The 15,783-nt window shown below is 57.0% G+C and carries 18 protein-coding genes; 10 read left to right on the top strand and 8 right to left on the bottom strand.

Annotated features, from left to right (window positions below; translation table 11 throughout):
• The first annotated feature begins 121 nt into the window (after positions 1–121).
• Positions 122–1,930: a monovalent cation:proton antiporter-2 (CPA2) family protein gene (locus CKW31_RS13840; RefSeq protein ID WP_095095739.1), complete on the top strand. Its 1,809-nt coding sequence runs from the start codon at positions 122–124 to the stop codon at positions 1,928–1,930.
• Between the two features lie 221 nt (positions 1,931–2,151).
• Here the strand turns inward: CKW31_RS13840 and CKW31_RS13835 are convergent, their stop codons facing one another.
• From CKW31_RS13835 to moaB, 3 genes are all read right to left on the bottom strand, one after another.
• Positions 2,152–3,078 carry a glycosyltransferase family 2 protein gene (locus CKW31_RS13835; protein ID WP_095095736.1) on the bottom strand — a complete coding sequence of 309 codons (927 nt, stop codon included), beginning with the start codon at positions 3,076–3,078 and terminating at the stop codon, positions 2,152–2,154.
• A gap of 99 nt (positions 3,079–3,177) precedes the next feature.
• The gene (glp, locus tag CKW31_RS13830) at positions 3,178–4,380 is read right to left on the bottom strand and encodes a gephyrin-like molybdotransferase Glp (RefSeq protein ID WP_095095733.1); all 1,203 of its coding nucleotides are present in this window, start codon (positions 4,378–4,380) and stop codon (positions 3,178–3,180) included.
• Positions 4,381–4,387: 7 nt separating this feature from the next.
• Complete coding sequence (moaB, locus tag CKW31_RS13825; protein WP_027898187.1) at positions 4,388–4,927, bottom strand: molybdenum cofactor biosynthesis protein B; 540 nt, start codon at positions 4,925–4,927, stop codon at positions 4,388–4,390.
• 77 nt (positions 4,928–5,004) lie between these two features.
• On the opposite strand from moaB, the gene mobA reads away from it, so the two are divergent.
• Together mobA and CKW31_RS13815 are read left to right on the top strand one after the other, a co-directional pair.
• On the top strand, positions 5,005–5,598 hold the full coding sequence (gene mobA / locus CKW31_RS13820; RefSeq protein WP_095095730.1) for a molybdenum cofactor guanylyltransferase MobA: 594 nt from the start codon (positions 5,005–5,007) through the stop codon (positions 5,596–5,598).
• A 96-nt stretch (positions 5,599–5,694) separates the two neighbouring features.
• Entirely contained in the window at positions 5,695–5,919 is a 225-nt protein-coding gene (locus CKW31_RS13815; protein WP_027898189.1) for a YgdI/YgdR family lipoprotein, read from the top strand.
• 69 nt (positions 5,920–5,988) lie between these two features.
• Here CKW31_RS13815 and CKW31_RS13810 read toward each other — a convergent pair whose 3' ends face one another.
• From CKW31_RS13810 to CKW31_RS13790, 5 genes are all read right to left on the bottom strand, one after another.
• Positions 5,989–6,879 (bottom strand): pseudouridine synthase, encoded by an 891-nt coding sequence (locus CKW31_RS13810; RefSeq protein ID WP_095095727.1) that lies wholly within the window; start codon positions 6,877–6,879, stop codon positions 5,989–5,991.
• 82 nt (positions 6,880–6,961) lie between these two features.
• Complete coding sequence (sodC, locus tag CKW31_RS13805) at positions 6,962–7,483, bottom strand: superoxide dismutase family protein (protein WP_095095724.1); 522 nt, start codon at positions 7,481–7,483, stop codon at positions 6,962–6,964.
• 304 nt (positions 7,484–7,787) lie between these two features.
• Complete coding sequence (locus tag CKW31_RS13800; RefSeq protein WP_095095721.1) at positions 7,788–8,024, bottom strand: glutaredoxin family protein; 237 nt, start codon at positions 8,022–8,024, stop codon at positions 7,788–7,790.
• Between the two features lie 77 nt (positions 8,025–8,101).
• On the bottom strand, positions 8,102–8,728 hold the full coding sequence (locus CKW31_RS13795) for a hypothetical protein (RefSeq protein ID WP_371856741.1): 627 nt from the start codon (positions 8,726–8,728) through the stop codon (positions 8,102–8,104).
• Between the two features lie 34 nt (positions 8,729–8,762).
• Positions 8,763–9,854, bottom strand: a complete 1,092-nt coding sequence (locus tag CKW31_RS13790; RefSeq protein WP_095095719.1) for an acyltransferase — start codon at positions 9,852–9,854, stop codon at positions 8,763–8,765.
• A gap of 464 nt (positions 9,855–10,318) precedes the next feature.
• Here CKW31_RS13790 and CKW31_RS13785 point away from each other — a divergent pair, with 464 nt between their 5' ends.
• From CKW31_RS13785 to CKW31_RS13755, 7 genes are all read left to right on the top strand, one after another.
• Positions 10,319–10,633, top strand: coding sequence for a YqjD family protein (locus CKW31_RS13785; protein WP_027898740.1), 315 nt, complete (start codon positions 10,319–10,321; stop codon positions 10,631–10,633).
• Positions 10,634–10,638: 5 nt separating this feature from the next.
• On the top strand, positions 10,639–11,031 hold the full coding sequence (locus CKW31_RS13780; protein WP_095095715.1) for a phage holin family protein: 393 nt from the start codon (positions 10,639–10,641) through the stop codon (positions 11,029–11,031).
• A complete protein-coding gene (locus CKW31_RS13775) occupies positions 11,028–11,366 on the top strand; it encodes a hypothetical protein (RefSeq protein ID WP_095095712.1) in 339 nt (112 codons plus the stop codon). The genes CKW31_RS13780 and CKW31_RS13775 overlap by 4 nt, the downstream gene beginning before the upstream one ends.
• A 176-nt stretch (positions 11,367–11,542) precedes the next feature.
• Positions 11,543–12,700 carry an EAL domain-containing protein gene (locus CKW31_RS13770; RefSeq protein WP_095095709.1) on the top strand — a complete coding sequence of 386 codons (1,158 nt, stop codon included), beginning with the start codon at positions 11,543–11,545 and terminating at the stop codon, positions 12,698–12,700.
• A 62-nt stretch (positions 12,701–12,762) separates the two neighbouring features.
• Positions 12,763–14,094 (top strand): deoxyguanosinetriphosphate triphosphohydrolase, encoded by a 1,332-nt coding sequence (locus CKW31_RS13765; RefSeq protein WP_095095706.1) that lies wholly within the window; start codon positions 12,763–12,765, stop codon positions 14,092–14,094.
• A 324-nt stretch (positions 14,095–14,418) separates the two neighbouring features.
• On the top strand, positions 14,419–14,817 hold the full coding sequence (locus CKW31_RS13760; RefSeq protein WP_095096073.1) for a response regulator: 399 nt from the start codon (positions 14,419–14,421) through the stop codon (positions 14,815–14,817).
• Between the two features lie 335 nt (positions 14,818–15,152).
• Positions 15,153–15,779, top strand: coding sequence for a response regulator transcription factor (locus tag CKW31_RS13755; protein WP_176469880.1), 627 nt, complete (start codon positions 15,153–15,155; stop codon positions 15,777–15,779).
• Positions 15,780–15,783 lie beyond the last annotated feature (4 nt).

Below are 15,783 nucleotides of genomic sequence, written 5' to 3'. Positions count from 1 at the left end.
GCATTGCTTTAAAGCCCATGCCAGAGCACATCCGGACAACGCCGGTTACAATTCGCGTGGTTTAATAGCGCCCTTTCAAGGCCGTCCATTCGGTCTCTTCGTGTTTAGCAAGGAGTCAACCATGCCCCATGAAGGCAGCCTGTTGCAGGCCGCAGTCGTGTTCCTGTTCGCCGCGGTTCTGACCGTGCCACTGGCCAAGCGGCTTCAACTGGGCGCCGTGATCGGTTACCTGTTCGCTGGTGTGATCATCGGCCCATCGGTACTGGGGTTAATCGGCAATCCCGAAAGCGTGAGCCACATTTCTGAACTTGGCGTTGTGCTGTTGCTGTTCATCATCGGCCTCGAACTTTCGCCCAAGCGTCTATGGGTGATGCGCAAAGCCGTGTTCGGCGTCGGCATGGCGCAGGTATTGTTGACCGGGCTGGTCATCGGCGTCTTGGCCCTGCTCGCGTTCGGCCAGCCACTGAATACCGCCGTTGTGCTGGGACTGGGCCTGGCACTGTCGTCCACCGCCTTCGGTCTGCAAAGCCTGGCCGAGCGCAAGGAACTGAACAGCCCTCACGGCCGGCTGGCGTTTGCCATTCTGCTGTTCCAGGACATCGCCGCTATCCCGCTGATTGCCATGGTGCCGCTGCTTGCCGGTACTGACGACAAACTCAGCGCCAGCGATGGCCTGACTCACGGCCTGGAAGTTCTGGGCGTCATTGCGATTGTGGTGGTAGGGGGTCGCTATTTGCTGCGTCCGGTATTCCGCATCGTGGCCAAGACCAAAATCCAGGAAGTGTCCACGGCCACCGCTTTGCTGGTAGTTATCGGCACTGCATGGCTAATGGATCTGGTCGGCGTGTCCATGGCACTGGGGGCTTTCCTTGCCGGACTGCTGCTGGCCGACTCGGAGTACCGCCACGAACTGGAATCGCAGATCGAACCGTTCAAAGGCCTGTTGCTTGGGCTGTTCTTCATGAGCGTGGGCATGGGTGCCAATCTCGGATTGTTGCTCAGCGAACCCCTGGTCGTGCTGGGGCTGACACTGCTACTGATCTTTATCAAATTGCCGCTGCTGTTTATTGTCGGGCGCCTGGCGGGAGGATTAGGCAAAGAAAGCGCGCTACGACTGGGCATCGTGCTCGCTGCGGGTGGTGAGTTCGCCTTTGTAGTGTTCAAGATCGGCAGTGATCAGGGCCTGTTCGACGCTCAGTTATACGACACGCTGGTACTGACCATCACGCTGTCCATGGCCCTGACACCGCTGTTGCTACTGGGCATAGCCCGTTGGCTCAAACCCAAGCCAGTCACTGTGGAAGTCCCGGACGAGTACCGGGACATCAGCACCGACGCGCCGCGCGTCGTTATCGCGGGCATGGGTCGCATGGGCCAGATCGTTGCGCGGATTCTGCGCGCCCAGAACATCCCTTTTGTCGCCCTGGATACCGCCGTGGAATCCATCGAGTTTTCGCGCAGTTTCGGTAATGTTCCGGTGTTCTACGGCGATCCGTTGCGCCCTGAAATCCTTCGCGCAGCAAAGGTTGAACAGGCAGAGTTTTTCATCATTGCGACGGATGATCCTGATATCAACATCAAGACTGCCGAGCTGGTTAACAAGCTGTACCCGAACATCAAGATCATTGCCCGCGCTCGCAACCGGCAGCATGTTCACCGTCTGATCGATGTCGGCGCGCAGGCAGTTCGGGAAACCTTCTATTCCAGTCTGGAAATGAGTCGGCAGACCCTGATCGGCCTGGGCTTGACCCAGACTCAGGCGGATGCGCGTATCAGTCGCTTCAAACGCCACGATGAGCAGGTTCTGGCAGCGCAGCATCTGGTGTATGACGACGCAGCGAAGGTACTACAGACGGCCCGGGAAGCCAGGAAAGAACTGGCACAGTTGTTCGAGGCGGATAGACAGGAAGAGGAAGCCGGGAAGGATTGATAGGGCTGGCATCCGAAGGTCAGGTCTGCCTGTAACATCCTCTTCGCGGACGAGCACCGTTCCCACAGGATCATTGATGACGTGGGAGCGGCCGGGCAGCGTTCCGTTTCAGCCGGGAAGGCGGTATTTCTGCAGATGAAGATTCAGCGTCTGTCCCGGCCTCTTCCCGGCTAAAGCCGGTCCCACGTCGTGTACTGACGCATGGACGCAACAACCCACCGCTAGCCAAACGGCCCATCCCAATACCGGCCATGCATGCCCAGCTTTTTCTTGAGACGCTTCGGCAGATGTTTTTCCTGTTTGCTGAGTTTGTAAGCCATCAGCTTTGCAGCATTACGAATGAACGAAAGCGGCCAGAGCAGGAAGCGCCGAGGTCCGAGGAATTTGAGTTCTGACTTGACGTAGCGCATCCCCTCTCCGCCGACGCCGCCGAAAGTGGCGTAGATCCAGGCTTCCCGCGACTGGAACACACCGATATCGAAGTAGCGCCGAAACTCCTCCCAAATCGTGTAGTTATGCGAATGCCGACACACTGCCGAGCCTTCATAAGCAACTTTCCAGCCTCCCATCAGCATTTTCGCCGTGACGTACATGTCTTCGGACAAAATCACATGCTGGGGAAAGCCACCGATATCCAGCAAGGCGTCACGGCGGTAGGCCGCAAACGAGTTGGACATGAACGGTGTCTTGATACCCAGGACCGGCGCATCGTCCAGCGTCTTGATCTGCGACACCGGCGGGTAATTGAACAAGCGGGCATGCTGGGCCAGCAGGCTGGCGTCTTTATGAGGTAACTGGCGCCCACAGACGGCACCGACTTTCGGGTCGGCGAAAGGCAGCAGTATGTTGGCGATGGCCTGCACATCCTCGACGTACGCGTCCTGTGTCATATAGACGTAGACGTCGTAATCAGGGTTGAACTCAACCATCATTTGCCGCGTGCCGCCGTGGTTGAAGTCCTTGCTGTCAATGCGGGTCACGTTTGCGCAACGCGAACGAGCCAACTCAAGCGTTCCATCGCTGGAGCTTGAGTCAACGATCAGGGTGTCGAAAACAGCGGTCTGGGTTGCCAGAGAATCCAGCAATCGCTCCAGGTCTTTTCGACCGTTATAAGTAGGGATGACACAAGCCACTCTCAAAGACGGCATAACAAAACTCCAGGGCGAAACCGAAATGCCCAACTTGTCAGCGTTTTTGAGGGTAGCTCATGCCTCGCGGATAGACCATCCGGACTGGTAAAAACCCACTCAGCCGAGCACTTCACTCAAAGGAATGAAGTTGACCCAGTCGTCCTCGGCGACGGTGCTGCCTTCGCGAACCTCGATCAAGCCATCAGCCCAGGCCGCACTGCGCAGCACACCAGAACTCTGGTTTTTGTAAAACACCGCCCGCCCCTGCTCCAGCCTGCCGCGTAAATACTCACGTCGGTTGCCCGGTTTGGTCCAGGCGAAACCTGCCGGTACTGGAAACTGCAGCGGCGTGACATCGACCACACCTTGGCGGCGCAACAGATATGGACGGGCCAACAGGGCGAAAGTAACCAGAGTCGATGCAGGATTGCCCGGCAGGCCGATCACCGGAACACCGCGAAAATGCCCGAACGTCAGCGGTTTGCCGGGCTTGATAGCCAGCTTCCAAAGCGACAATTCCCCCTCCTCGCGCAATGCGCGCCCGAGGAAGTCAGCCTCCCCCACCGAAACGCCGCCAGTTGACAGGATCAAGTCCACGTCGTTGAGCGCACCCAATGCCGTACGGGTCTTCTCCAGGTCATCGGGCAGAATCCCGGCGTCCACCACGTCGCACTCCAGCCTTTTCAGCCAACTGCACAACAACACGCGGTTGCTGTTGTAGATCTGCCCCGGCCCCAATGGCTGACCTGGTTCGATCAGCTCATCCCCCGTCGAGAGCACAGCAACCCGAACGCGCCTTACCACTTGCAGCTCCGCCAACCCCAGCGAAGCCGCCAGCCCCAGCTCGATAGGCCCGAGGCGCGTGCCTGCGGCAAGGACCTTGTCACCTGTGCGGGTTTCCTGGCCTTGGGGGCGGATGTTCTGGCCGACCTGTAGAGGCTCGGTAAAGCCCACGCGCTGATCGGGAAAGACTTCAGCGTTTTCCTGCATCTCGACACAATCGGCACCGGCCGGAACCGGTGCGCCGGTGAAAATCCGCGCGCAGGTACCGGGTGCCAACGGCTCCGGCGCCTGGCCAGCGAAAATACGCTGACTGACGACCAGCGGCTCACCTTTCCAGTCCGCCAGACTCAAGGCATAACCGTCCATGGCGCTGTTGGGCCAGGGTGGCAGGTCAAGCGTTGCAATCATTTCCCGGGCCAGCACGCGACCTTGTGCCTGCGCCAGCGGCACGGTCTCGGACTCCGTCACTGGCGCGGCTTCAGCCATTTCCAGCAAGCGTGCCAACGCCTGTTCGACCGGCATCAAGGGTTTGTTCATCGCTGTCTTATCCACGTGTTGCGCAAGGCTCGGCTTGCTTCAAATGCGGCACGAAGTTGCAGGGACGAAAACGGTTGTCCAATTGCTGGGCGAGAATGCCGTCCCAACCGGTACGCACCGCGTTGGTAGAGCCCGGCAGGCAGCAGACCAGCGTGCCATTGGCCAGACCGGCAAGGGCCCTGGACTGAATAGTGGAGGTGCCGATATCAGGAACGGATATCTGGCGGAACAATTCACCGAAGCCATCGACCTGCTTATCCAGCAGGCAAGCCACGGCTTCCGGCGTGCTGTCACGGCCGGTGAAACCTGTGCCGCCGGTAATCAACACCACCTGCACTTCATCATCGGCAATCCAGCCAGCGACCTTCGCGCGGATCTTGTACAAGTCATCCTTGAGCAGAACGCGCTCGATCAGGCTGTGACCGGCCTCAGTGAGACGATCGACAAACATCTGACCGGATGTATCGGTTTCTCGGGTGCGTGTGTCACTGACCGTCAAAACGGCAATATTCAGCGGTACGAAGGGAGTGTCAGCCTTGGCTTTCATCGCTCTATCCAGTTGTAGAGAAAACAGGCCGGTGTTATATCACAGCACCCCATTCCACTGCTTCGGTCGAGTCGTTCATGCCAGATGCCATCACCCTTCCCCCCTGTTCTATCCTGCTGTTGGCCGGTGGTCAGGGTCAGCGTATGGGTGGCCGGGACAAAGGTCTGATTCTCTGGAACGGTGAGCCGCTGATCCAGCATTTACACCGGCTGACCCGCCAGCTGACGGATGACTTGCTGATCTCCTGCAATCGCAACCTAGAGCAATACGCGAATTATGCCGATCGACTGGTGCAAGACGGCAATGATGAATTTCATGGACCGTTCGCCGGTATCCGCGCCGCTCTGCCCCTGGCGCGCCATGCGCATCTGCTGATCCTGCCCTGCGACGTGCCCTTGATTGACCACTCATTGCTGCAGGAACTGCGGGAGACCGCATTCAGGCATCCTCGCCAGCCAGTGATGGTGCGCAGCGGCGAGCACTGGCAACCCTTGCTCTGCGTGGTTCCGACTTGCCACCTACAGGCCTTCGAAGCCGCGTGGCAAAGCGGAGAACGCAGCCCGCGCAAGGTGATGGAGAGACTGAATGCTGTCGCCGTTCAGTGTGAAACCGATGATCCCCGTCTCGCCAATCTCAATACCCCGGACTTGCTGAACCAGACCACAGGCTAGGGTAAGCCCTGGGCTGTGATTAATATTGTTTGAACTTGCTGCAAGCAGATACGTCTTAAACGTCAGTTAACCAAGAATCGATCAGGAGACACCGTAATGAAACAACGGACCCTTCCCGCTGCCTTTTTGCTCGCACTGGGCCTGGCATCCCTCGCAGGCTGTGCATCGCCGACCGTGATCACTCTGACCGATGGCCGGGAAATCCAGGCTGTCGACACGCCGAAGTATGATGAAGATTCGGGCTTCTACGAGTTCAAGCAACTCGACGGTAAAGAAACCCGCGTCAACAAAGATCAGGTACGTACTGTCAAGGATCTGTAACTCAGAGCCCGACGCAGCAGACGTAAAAAAACCCGCCCAGTGCGGGTTTTTTATTGGCTGACGACCGAGTTACCATTCCAGATGAATTTCACTCTCGAACTGCCGCTGCTGGCGGGTTACCGGGTCGACAAAACGCAGGCTTTGAGCGAGTAACTTCAACGGCCTGGCGTAGTCATCTACCGCATCCTTGAGCACGTTTGGGTAGAACGGATCATTGCAGATGCCTGCCCCCAAAGCGGCCATGTGCACGCGCAACTGATGTTTCTTGCCCGTGACCGGATACAGCGCGTAACGCCAGAGGTCCCCGTTGCGCTCACAGACCTCCATGGCGGTTTCTGTATTGCTGACGCCCTCGCCTTCCTGCATGCGAAAAAACGGCTCGCCATCAATCAATCGACTTTTGTGCACTCTGGGAAACTCGACACCTGGCAACGCGGGCGCAATGGCCTCGTAGCGCTTGTCGATCTGGCGGGTCGGGAACAATGATTGATACGCCGAGCGCGTTTGTTTGCTGGCCGAGAACAGCACCAGCCCGGCAGTATGTCGGTCAATACGGTGCAATGGCACCAGATCAGGATTATCCAGGCGACGGATCAAACGGCGCAGCAGCGTCTGTTCGACGTATTCGCCAGCGGGTGTCACCGGCAGGAAATGTGGCTTGTCGGCAACCACCAGATGTTCATCGGAATAAAGAATCGACTCATGCACCGGGATTGGCGTTTCGTTGGGCACTTCGCGAAAGTAGTGAATCCGCAGCCCTTCCCGATAGGCCAGATCCACCCCGACAGGTTTACCGTTGGCATCCAGCACACGCCCCCGGGCAATACGGTCAAGCCACTGTTCACGGCTGATTGCGCTGAAATGCGCGCACAGACAATCGAGCACAGTGAGCCACTTCCCTGGCGGCAGGTAGAGGGTGCTGGCCTGGCTGTTGGCAGCGGAAAAAGCAGACTCGGACATACGCGGGCTCGTGGGAGACTCTTGGGTGAACAGCGCAGCATTATCACCCAAGAGCCTTGCAACGGCTAATCGACTGACCGTTTCAGATCACACCGCAAGCAGCCCGATCACCGCCACCGCCCAAAGGCTTGGGCATGTCGGAATGGTTATCCGCGCCTGCGTGAACCATCAACGCATGACCTTTTACGTCCTTCAGTTTTTTCAGACGTGGCGCGAGGACCGGGTAGTTGGCCATGCCGTCTTCTGTGACGTAGATAGCCGGAAGGTCACCCAAGTGACCGTTGGCATAAGGCCCGAGGTGTTTGCCGGTCTTTTTCGGGTCCCAGTGGCCACCTGCAGCTTGAGCGGCGATTTTCACGCCGTCTTTCTCGGCGGGTTCACAGCTCGGGTTTTCATGGATGTGGAAGCCATGAACACCGGCTGGCAACGAGGTCAGGTTGGGAGTGAAAAGAAGGCCATATTCAGTTTCGGTGACAATGACTTCGCCAATCGGCTTCGCCGCCTCCGTCGCACTCACGAGATTCATCGGTACAGACGCCGATTCGGCGAATGCCGTGTTCAGGGAAAAAGCGCCTACAAGGCCAAGCCAGAGATAAGATTTCATCATTCGTCCATTTGCTGAGAAAAGTGCAAGGCAGTCCAAAAAAAGCCTGCCGGGATGAAGGTCGTACCTGATCTTGTACCAGCTTGACGGCAAATTAGTTCCGCGGAATGTGTGTGCGGGTGTTTACCTGCCCTTGTCGCGGCCAGGCCTCGCTTATTAGATGCGTTATCCAAATATTGGCAATGGCGTGGGACCGGCTTTAGCCGGGAGAGGACGGGACAGTCATTACATTGTCGTCGTCAGAAACGCCGACTTCCCGGCTAAAGCCGGCCCCACGTCGTGAACTGCCCCACAAGCTCAACACCTACAACAGAAAACTGACCACCTGCTCCGCACTGAACGGCCAGTCCAGTTCCTCGCCGGTATCGACACGACGCAACACCGGAATGCGCAGACCATAGGTTTCGAACAACCGCTCGCTCTCAGCGATATCCACCAGTTCCACCAGTAATCCGTGCTCAACCAACGGCATTAATTCGGCTTCGGCGACCTCACACAGATGGCACCCCAACGTGCCAAACAACTGACATTCAGGAGGCATACCCACGACCCTCGGCGCAGAAAATGAACGATTATCTTAGGCCTGCCAAAGATAGTCGTCGAGAATGAACCGGCAGATCAAAGCGGCTCCCCGGGTACCCGCCATTCCGGTGCTTTGTAGACTTGCCCCGCCCCGGAAATCCGCATTGAAATACGATCCAGAATCGACTCCGCAGTGTATTTGGGCGTCGTCGCATTGAAGGCGATGAACAACAAGCCGATCACCACGGCTGCCGAAGGAATCCGGCCCGGCTGGAAATTTTCCAGCCCCAACAGAAAAAGGCCTGCCGCCAATGAGCCCAGCAAGGCACCGGCAATCGCTTCAGGCAACGGATGAATGAACGGCGCAACGCAGTAGATACTGAACAGCCACCCCACGGTCAGACCAAAAGCGGCAGCAGGCCAACTCAATACCGGATGCACCTGCCGGGCGAGCAGACTCAAGCCCACCGTGAGCACCAGACACGTGTTCATCGCATGGCCACTCAGCACATAAACCCCGAGACTTTCCAGCGCCACGCCCCAGCCTTTGAAGAGGATTTTGCTGACGGCCACGATCGAGTAGACCGCAAAAACAGTGGCCATCCACAGCAGCGCCGAGCGACGCGAGCGGGTCATCCAGAGCCAACCGGTGATGACGATTGCAGCGGGCAGCATGACCGTAATGCCGCCATACGGGGTGAGTGAAGCAAGGTGTATATCCAACGGTGACTCCAGACACGTAGCACGCCGCCAAATCTTACTGCGCACGCTCCAGGCCAGATGAGCGCGCTCGAAAGTATTTACGGGCAAACGCATTGGCCCGATCCAGCACCGGCTTCTCGAAACAGCGATAACCGACCCAGCCGTAACATAACACCGCACTCATCATCAGTGCTGCGAAGAAAATGTTGTCCATCAGCGTCCCCGGCCAACCGCCCAGCAATTGCCAGATACGCCCGATAACCCCTAACACCAGCAGATGGGACAAGTAGACGGTGTAAGACATGTCGCCGATCAATACCAGTCCCTTGGGCATGGACAGGTGTTTACGCCGTTCCAATAATGCCAGCGTGAACACCAGCAAGCCAAACACCAGACCCACCACCAGCATCCGCACCAAACCATGACCTTCAAATAACCCGTACAGGCCGATCAGGGGAGTACCCAGCAGCAACGCCCCCGCCAATAAGCCCCAGACCGCAAAGTCGGGAATACGAACGCTGTGTCGGCTGTAAAACAACAGTGCCAGTAGCGCTCCAGCGATGAACTCCAGCGCATAAGGATGCAGAACCACTGCCAGCACAGGCGAGTACGCCTGCCAGTCCTCCAGCATGTTGAACGCCAGTAACACCAGTGCCCAGACTGCCAGCAGCCACGGGAGGTAGCGCTCCTTGAAAAACAGCAGGACGCTGAACACCAGATAGAACCACAACTCAAATAACAGCGACCACGCCACCATGACCAATAGAACCTTGTCACTGGGCAGCAACAAAAAAGAAAGCCACAGGTTGGACTCTCCATGACCACTGTTGACCATCCCTGGCTGAAGCAGATAAACCGCCAGCGTGATGAAAAAATACAGCCAGTAGGTCGGATAAATACGCGAGACGCGATTGAACAGGAATCGTCGGCTTTCAACGCCACTCTGAAAACGTCCCCGGCTGACGATGACCATCACGAAACCGCTGATGACGAAAAACAGATCGACCCCTAACTGAAAGAAATCCAGCCAGCCAGGCAAGAGCCTGTCGCCCCCCGAATACTTCAATTCAACAGCCGTCATATGGAAAAGCACTACGCCCAGCACTGCCAGGCCCCTCAGCCCTTGAAGGGAATACAGCCGCTCCATGTCACTCTCCAGCCCATGCCCGAGCGCCAACCGCGGCGTCAGTACTTCCATGAATTTACCGAGGCTCAACCGCCTGAATCAGCAGGCCTTGAGACGTGCAAAGCCATCAGAATAATGACCTGACAGCACTCCACGATTCAGCATCGGGTTACAGCATAGCCAAGTCTCGCGTGGTTGAGGTCGTCGCGTCGCAGCTATTGCGATAACCCAAGCGATGCGCGCCTGCCGGTATGCGCACCGAGACAGAGACGGAAAAATAATGGAAACTCCTGACGCAGCGCTGCAGCAGCATAAGCAAACCAGTACCGCCCTTGTGCGCTCCTGATGAGCGCACAGCGAAAGGCAGCGCACCAACACACCGCAAAACGCCTTGCAGGCCCACCCAACGATTTCATGCGGCATTGGAGTGAACCTTCATCAACGCCCTGTACTCGAAACCCCATACGTACTTAATGGAGAGAAAAATGGCACGCCAAACAGCACAGAACGCCCAGGAAATATTGATGGCTGACTTTCAGGTACTGGTTGCCGACACGGAGAAGCTCCTGGAACACACCGCTTCACTGGCAGGCGCTCAGGCTGACGAATTACGCAGCCAGATCAACGAGAGCCTGGTGCGAGCCCGCGAAACCCTGAAACTCACTGAAGAATCGCTTCGCGAGCGCGGCAAGGCTGCCGTGGTTGCGACTGAAGATTACGTCCAGACAAATCCATGGCAATCAGTCGGCATCGCTGCCGGCGTTGGTTTCCTGATTGGTCTGCTGGCTACAAGGCGCTAACGACTATGGCTCTGGGAACTGAATCCGGTCCGGCATCAGACCAGACCTCATCATCGCCACGGCGACTGGGTGCGGCGGTCCTTGGGCTGCTGCACAGTCATGTCGAACTGTTCGGCATCGAATTGCAGGAACAGAAAGCCCGTACGTTGAGCCTGCTGTTGTTCGCAGGCCTCGCACTGGTGTTTGCCCTGCTTCTGCTGACCGGCTTGTCGGCATTACTGCTCATCGTGTTGTGGGACAGTTATCGTCTGGCTGGCATCGTTGGTCTGTGCGTCTTCTACACGCTGTGCGCGCTGTTCTGCGCCCTGCGCCTCAAAGCTGCCATTTTCGACGAATCGTCGCCGTTCAATGCGACCCTCGAAGAACTGGCCAATGACCGTGAGCGATTGATGCGATGAGCCTGCCTGAATCCCACCAGAAACATTCCCGTCGGGAATTGCGCAAGGCACTGGTTCGCCTGCGCATGGAAATGCACCGCCAGGAAATACGCCAGGAGTCGACGAATCTGATGCAGCCACTGCGTCGGGTTCGTGGCATGACCACTGACTGGCAAGGCGCATTGGGCATCAAACATGCGCCGTTGTGGGGTGTGGGTGTAGTCTCGCTGCTCGGCTTTCTGGGCGGCAAGGGTGCTAAAGGTTCACGCCCTGGCGGGTTGACTCGTATCGTCAAGCTCGGTGTAAGTCTGCTTCCGATTATTCGGCTGGCTCTGGGTTCTTCCCGAAAACCCTAGTGGCAATTGGCTGCGTTCTTGCAAGCAGCACTCCCCCATCAGGTTGAATCGACGGCTTCGGGTCCTACTGAAGCCGTCGATTTCGTTGTGGGATACGTTCCTGAAAGCCGTTTCAACAGTCCCTTTTCAACCGCCGTGTTATTGCCGTTAACTGCCGAGTTTACTGAGGAGGCCATGTGATCGATGGGCAACCCCTTGCCTGCTTTCAGCCGTTCATTGATACCGCTACTGGCCGTATTGCTGGTGTTGAAGCATTGGGCCGTGTTCTCCAGAATGACGGCCAGCTCAAATCTGTCGGCCCGTTGTTCGCTGACCCGCGAATACCTGCTGCAGCATTACGTCGATTGGATCGTATTATCCGGGACAACGCGCTGAGTCGACTTCACCAGGCACCTGATGACTGGTTCCTGAGCCTGAACATTTCGCCCCGCTGGATATCTCGCCTGCGCCCCGGCCAACCGCTGCCCAGCCTCAAGCAACTGCAACGAAATGGCGTCGATCCAAAACGCATCGTTTTTGAAATCACTGAACTCGAGGGCAACAGCCAGCGGCTTGCAGAAGTCGTGGGCCGCTATCGCGACGCAGGCGCACGAATTGCCATTGATGATTTCGGTGCAGGCTACTCCCAACTGGATCGGGTGCTTGCACTGCAACCTGACATTCTCAAGCTGGACATGCGCTTGTTTCAAGCCGCCGCGAAAGGAGGACCCAGCAGCGATATCGTCAAGGCACTGGCCCAGATGGCAGAGAAAACCGGTTGCTGGATTATCGCGGAAGGTGTCGAAACCGAGGCCGAACTGCATTTCGCCCTTGAATGCGGCGCACGCTATGTACAGGGTTTTCTGTTCGCCCGGGGCGAGCAGGCATTCTTCGACCCGGATGCGTTCGTCGAACAATTCGCCCGGCTGCGCGACTGCTATGTGCAGAAAAAACTGGCAGAGCGGGCGCTGGTGATGGATCTTCGCCAGCAACTGACGTCATTGATGGCGATTCTGCAACGATGGGATCAGCATGCGCTCGACCGACTGCCGCAACTGCACGATTACCCGTGGTTGCTTCGCTTTTACCAGTGCGATCGGCATGGCACCCAGCTCACTCCTAATCTGGAGTGGCGCAATGGTGAATGGCATTCCGACGCAACTTACATTGGCCATAACTGGTCATGGCGTCCCTACTTCTACCATTTGCTCGCAGAAGGCTGGCATGAACGTCGCCTGATCCTGTCCAACACCTATCGCGACGCTACAACCAATCAGTACTGCCTGACCGCCGGGCAGTTTTTCGACAACGACCAACGCATACTCCTGATTGATGTCGATGCAGTTGGTTTTTAACCCCTTGCAGCCGACGCATCGAACCCGGAAGCTAGGCAGTCTTTACCGACGGAGTGAACGCCTTGGATTGGCAAACCCTGCTCAACCGCGAGCGACTTGGCAAAACCCTGCACAGCCCTGAAGAGCTGGGACGCAGTCCTTTTCACAAGGACCACGACCGGATCATCTTTTCCGGTGCTTTTCGCCGCCTCGGGCGCAAGACCCAGGTGCACCCGGTTTCGAGCAATGATCACATTCATACGCGTCTGACCCACTCACTGGAAGTCAGCTGCGTAGGCCGCTCGTTGGGTATGCGTGTCGGTGAAACCCTGCGTAGCGCCCTCCCCGACTGGTGCGATCCAAGTGATCTGGGGATGGTTGTGCAATCAGCCTGCCTGGCCCACGACATTGGCAATCCGCCTTTCGGTCATTCTGGCGAAGATGCGATTCGCAACTGGTTCAATCAGGCAGCAGGCCGCGGCTGGCTGGATGCAATGAGCGAGGTCGAGCGGAACGACTTTCTCAATTTCGAAGGTAACGCCCAAGGCTTTCGGGTGCTGACTCAACTGGAATACCACCAGTTCGACGGTGGTACACGGCTGACCTACGCAACCCTCGGCACGTATCTGAAATATCCCTGGACGGCGCGCCACGCCGATTCTTTGGGCTACAAGAAACACAAATTCGGCTGCTACCAGAGCGAGCTGCCGATTCTGGAGCAAATCGCCCAGAAACTGGGCTTGCCGCAACTTGAAGAGCAACGCTGGGCACGGCATCCATTGGTGTATCTGATGGAAGCTGCGGACGATATCTGTTACGCGCTGATCGACCTGGAAGATGGTCTGGAAATGGATCTGCTTGAGTATGCAGAGGTGGAATCGCTGCTTCTCGGGCTGGTGGGCGATGATTTGCCTGATACCTACCGCCAGTTGGGTCCTGATGATTCGCGCCGGCGCAAGCTGGCCATCCTGCGTGGCAAAGCCATTGAGCATCTGACCAATGCTGCGGCGCGGGCCTTCGTCGAACAACAGGACGCGCTGCTGGCCGGCACCCTCAGCGGTGATCTGGTCGAGCACATGCATGGCCCGGCCAAGCGCTGCGTGCTGAGTGCCAAGGACATGGCACGCAAGAAAATATTCCAGGACAAGCGCAAGACCCTGCATGAAATCGGTGCCTACACAACACTGGAAATTCTGCTCAATGCCTTCTGCGGCGCTGCACTGGAGCAGTTTGGTGGGCGCACGCCGTCTTTCAAGCATCGTCGAATCCTGGACCTGCTCGGCAACAGTGCTCCCGACCCTAAAGCGCCTCTGCATGCCTCCTTCCTGCGCATGATCGACTTCATCGCCGGTATGACCGACAGCTACGCCAGTGAAATGGCCCGGGAGATGACCGGCCGCTCCAGTCCGATGTAAAGGTCGAAGGCTGCCGTCCTGTGCCTGCAAGGACTGGACGGCAGCAGGGCTGTCTGCCGGCAACATCCGCAGCGGCGTCGACGGTACAGATGGACCACGACAGACCTACCCAATACGACTTAAAACTTCAGACGCCTCCTACAGCCTTTTAGGATTCGTCTTATCGCAAGCCCTTCGTGCCTGCCAGATACTCCCGCCCCTTTAGCAGCCACCACTGGCCGCCTCCACTTACCCGCCCACGGGGCCTTGTCGATGCTGCCCGTCGCCGCAGCTTTGCGTCGATTCAGCATCCGGGCTGGCCGTCAACACCTGCCGGACTTCCTGATGTTCAAACACAAATTACGCATTTTGCTGGTGGAAGATCACCCCTTCCAACTGATCGCCACACAAATCATCCTGAACAACCAGGGCTACTTTCTGCTGACGCCTGCCTTGACTGCTGCAGAGGCCATGCAAGCCATAGAACGAACCCCTCAGCCTTATGATCTGCTGATTTGCGACCAGCGCCTGCCAGATGGCGCAGGACTCGACGTTATAGAACAGGCTTTCCAGATGGGAATGGCCCGTTACGCCATTGTCCTCAGCGGGCTGGATAACGCCCAACTGCGGGCCATCGAACAACTGGCGGTTCAGCGCGGGGTTCCCTTGCTGGGCTGCCTTGGCAAACCGCTACACGGTGCTGACCTTGCCCAACTGCTGGGCACCTGCTTCGAGGAAAGCTGAACCACTGAAACACGCCAGGGAAAAACCATTGCCCATCAACAAACCCTCCCGTGCTGTAGTGAACTACGCTAGTACAACTACCGAAAGCGTATAAACGACGTGTAGGGTAATTCCCAGCCGCAATAAACAACATAAACAAAGCCCTCCGTTCAGCCGAGTAAATCCGCCGCTGTTTTAAACATCGCGCATCAAAAAAACAGGCTCCTGCGTGCTCCAATACTCTAATTACTGTAGGAACTTTCCTATATGCCACCTATGGCAGGGTCTCTTCATGTGCCTGCCTGAACATCTGAGCTAAGGTGCGCCCTTTCCTCGCATCTTGTATGGATAGAATTATGAACTCAGTTTTTATCATCGATGACCATCCGGTTATTCGCCTTGCCGTTAGAATGCTTCTGGAAAATGAAAACTACGAAGTCGTGGGCGAAACCGATAACGGTGTGGATGCCATGCAAATGGTCCGCGAATGCATGCCGGACCTGATCATCCTCGACATCAGCATCCCCAAGCTGGATGGCCTGGAAGTACTGGCCCGCTTCAACTCGATGGGGCTTGATTCAAAAATTCTGGTCCTGACCTCTCAGACACCGAGTCTGTTTGCGATTCGCTGCATGCAGTCGGGCGCGGCGGGATATGTGTGCAAACAGGAAGATCTCAGTGAATTACTCAGTTCGGTGAAAGCGGTATTATCCGGCTACAATTACTTCCCGAGCCAGGCGCTGACTCCACCCCATGGGGAAAACGGTCAACCCAGCGAAATAGAGCTGTTCAAGTTAGTCAATGATCGCGAATTGATGGTATTGCAGTTGTTCGCCCAAGGCAGAACGAATAAGGAAATTGCCAAGGGCATGTTTCTCAGCAACAAGACAGTCAGCACTTACAAAACACGCCTGATGCAGAAACTCAGGGTCAAAACCCTGGTTGAACTAATCGAGATGGCAAAACGCAACGCGCTAGTGTGAGGAA

This window comes from Pseudomonas sp. Irchel 3A5, assembly GCF_900187575.1.
In the GTDB taxonomy this organism is placed as follows: Bacteria; Pseudomonadota; Gammaproteobacteria; order Pseudomonadales; family Pseudomonadaceae; genus Aquipseudomonas; species Aquipseudomonas folii.
Note: the sequence above shows the minus strand (reverse complement) of the source record. Positions and strands in the feature narration are given on the sequence as shown.

Coding starts and splice junctions, on each gene's coding strand:
- CKW31_RS13815 (WP_027898189.1), top strand. CDS start 5,695: ATGAAACAACGGACCCTTCCCGCTGCCTTTTTGCTCGCACTGGGCCTG.
- CKW31_RS13800 (WP_095095721.1), bottom strand. CDS start 8,024: ATGCCTCCTGAATGTCAGTTGTTTGGCACGTTGGGGTGCCATCTGTGT.
- CKW31_RS13835 (WP_095095736.1), bottom strand. CDS start 3,078: ATGCCGTCTTTGAGAGTGGCTTGTGTCATCCCTACTTATAACGGTCGA.
- moaB (WP_027898187.1), bottom strand. CDS start 4,927: ATGAAAGCCAAGGCTGACACTCCCTTCGTACCGCTGAATATTGCCGTT.
- mobA (WP_095095730.1), top strand. CDS start 5,005: ATGCCAGATGCCATCACCCTTCCCCCCTGTTCTATCCTGCTGTTGGCC.
- CKW31_RS13790 (WP_095095719.1), bottom strand. CDS start 9,854: ATGGAGCGGCTGTATTCCCTTCAAGGGCTGAGGGGCCTGGCAGTGCTG.
- CKW31_RS13785 (WP_027898740.1), top strand. CDS start 10,319: ATGGCACGCCAAACAGCACAGAACGCCCAGGAAATATTGATGGCTGAC.
- sodC (WP_095095724.1), bottom strand. CDS start 7,483: ATGAAATCTTATCTCTGGCTTGGCCTTGTAGGCGCTTTTTCCCTGAAC.
- CKW31_RS13810 (WP_095095727.1), bottom strand. CDS start 6,879: ATGTCCGAGTCTGCTTTTTCCGCTGCCAACAGCCAGGCCAGCACCCTC.
- glp (WP_095095733.1), bottom strand. CDS start 4,380: ATGAACAAACCCTTGATGCCGGTCGAACAGGCGTTGGCACGCTTGCTG.
- CKW31_RS13780 (WP_095095715.1), top strand. CDS start 10,639: ATGGCTCTGGGAACTGAATCCGGTCCGGCATCAGACCAGACCTCATCA.
- CKW31_RS13755 (WP_176469880.1), top strand. CDS start 15,153: ATGAACTCAGTTTTTATCATCGATGACCATCCGGTTATTCGCCTTGCC.
- CKW31_RS13840 (WP_095095739.1), top strand. CDS start 122: ATGCCCCATGAAGGCAGCCTGTTGCAGGCCGCAGTCGTGTTCCTGTTC.
- CKW31_RS13775 (WP_095095712.1), top strand. CDS start 11,028: ATGAGCCTGCCTGAATCCCACCAGAAACATTCCCGTCGGGAATTGCGC.
- CKW31_RS13760 (WP_095096073.1), top strand. CDS start 14,419: ATGTTCAAACACAAATTACGCATTTTGCTGGTGGAAGATCACCCCTTC.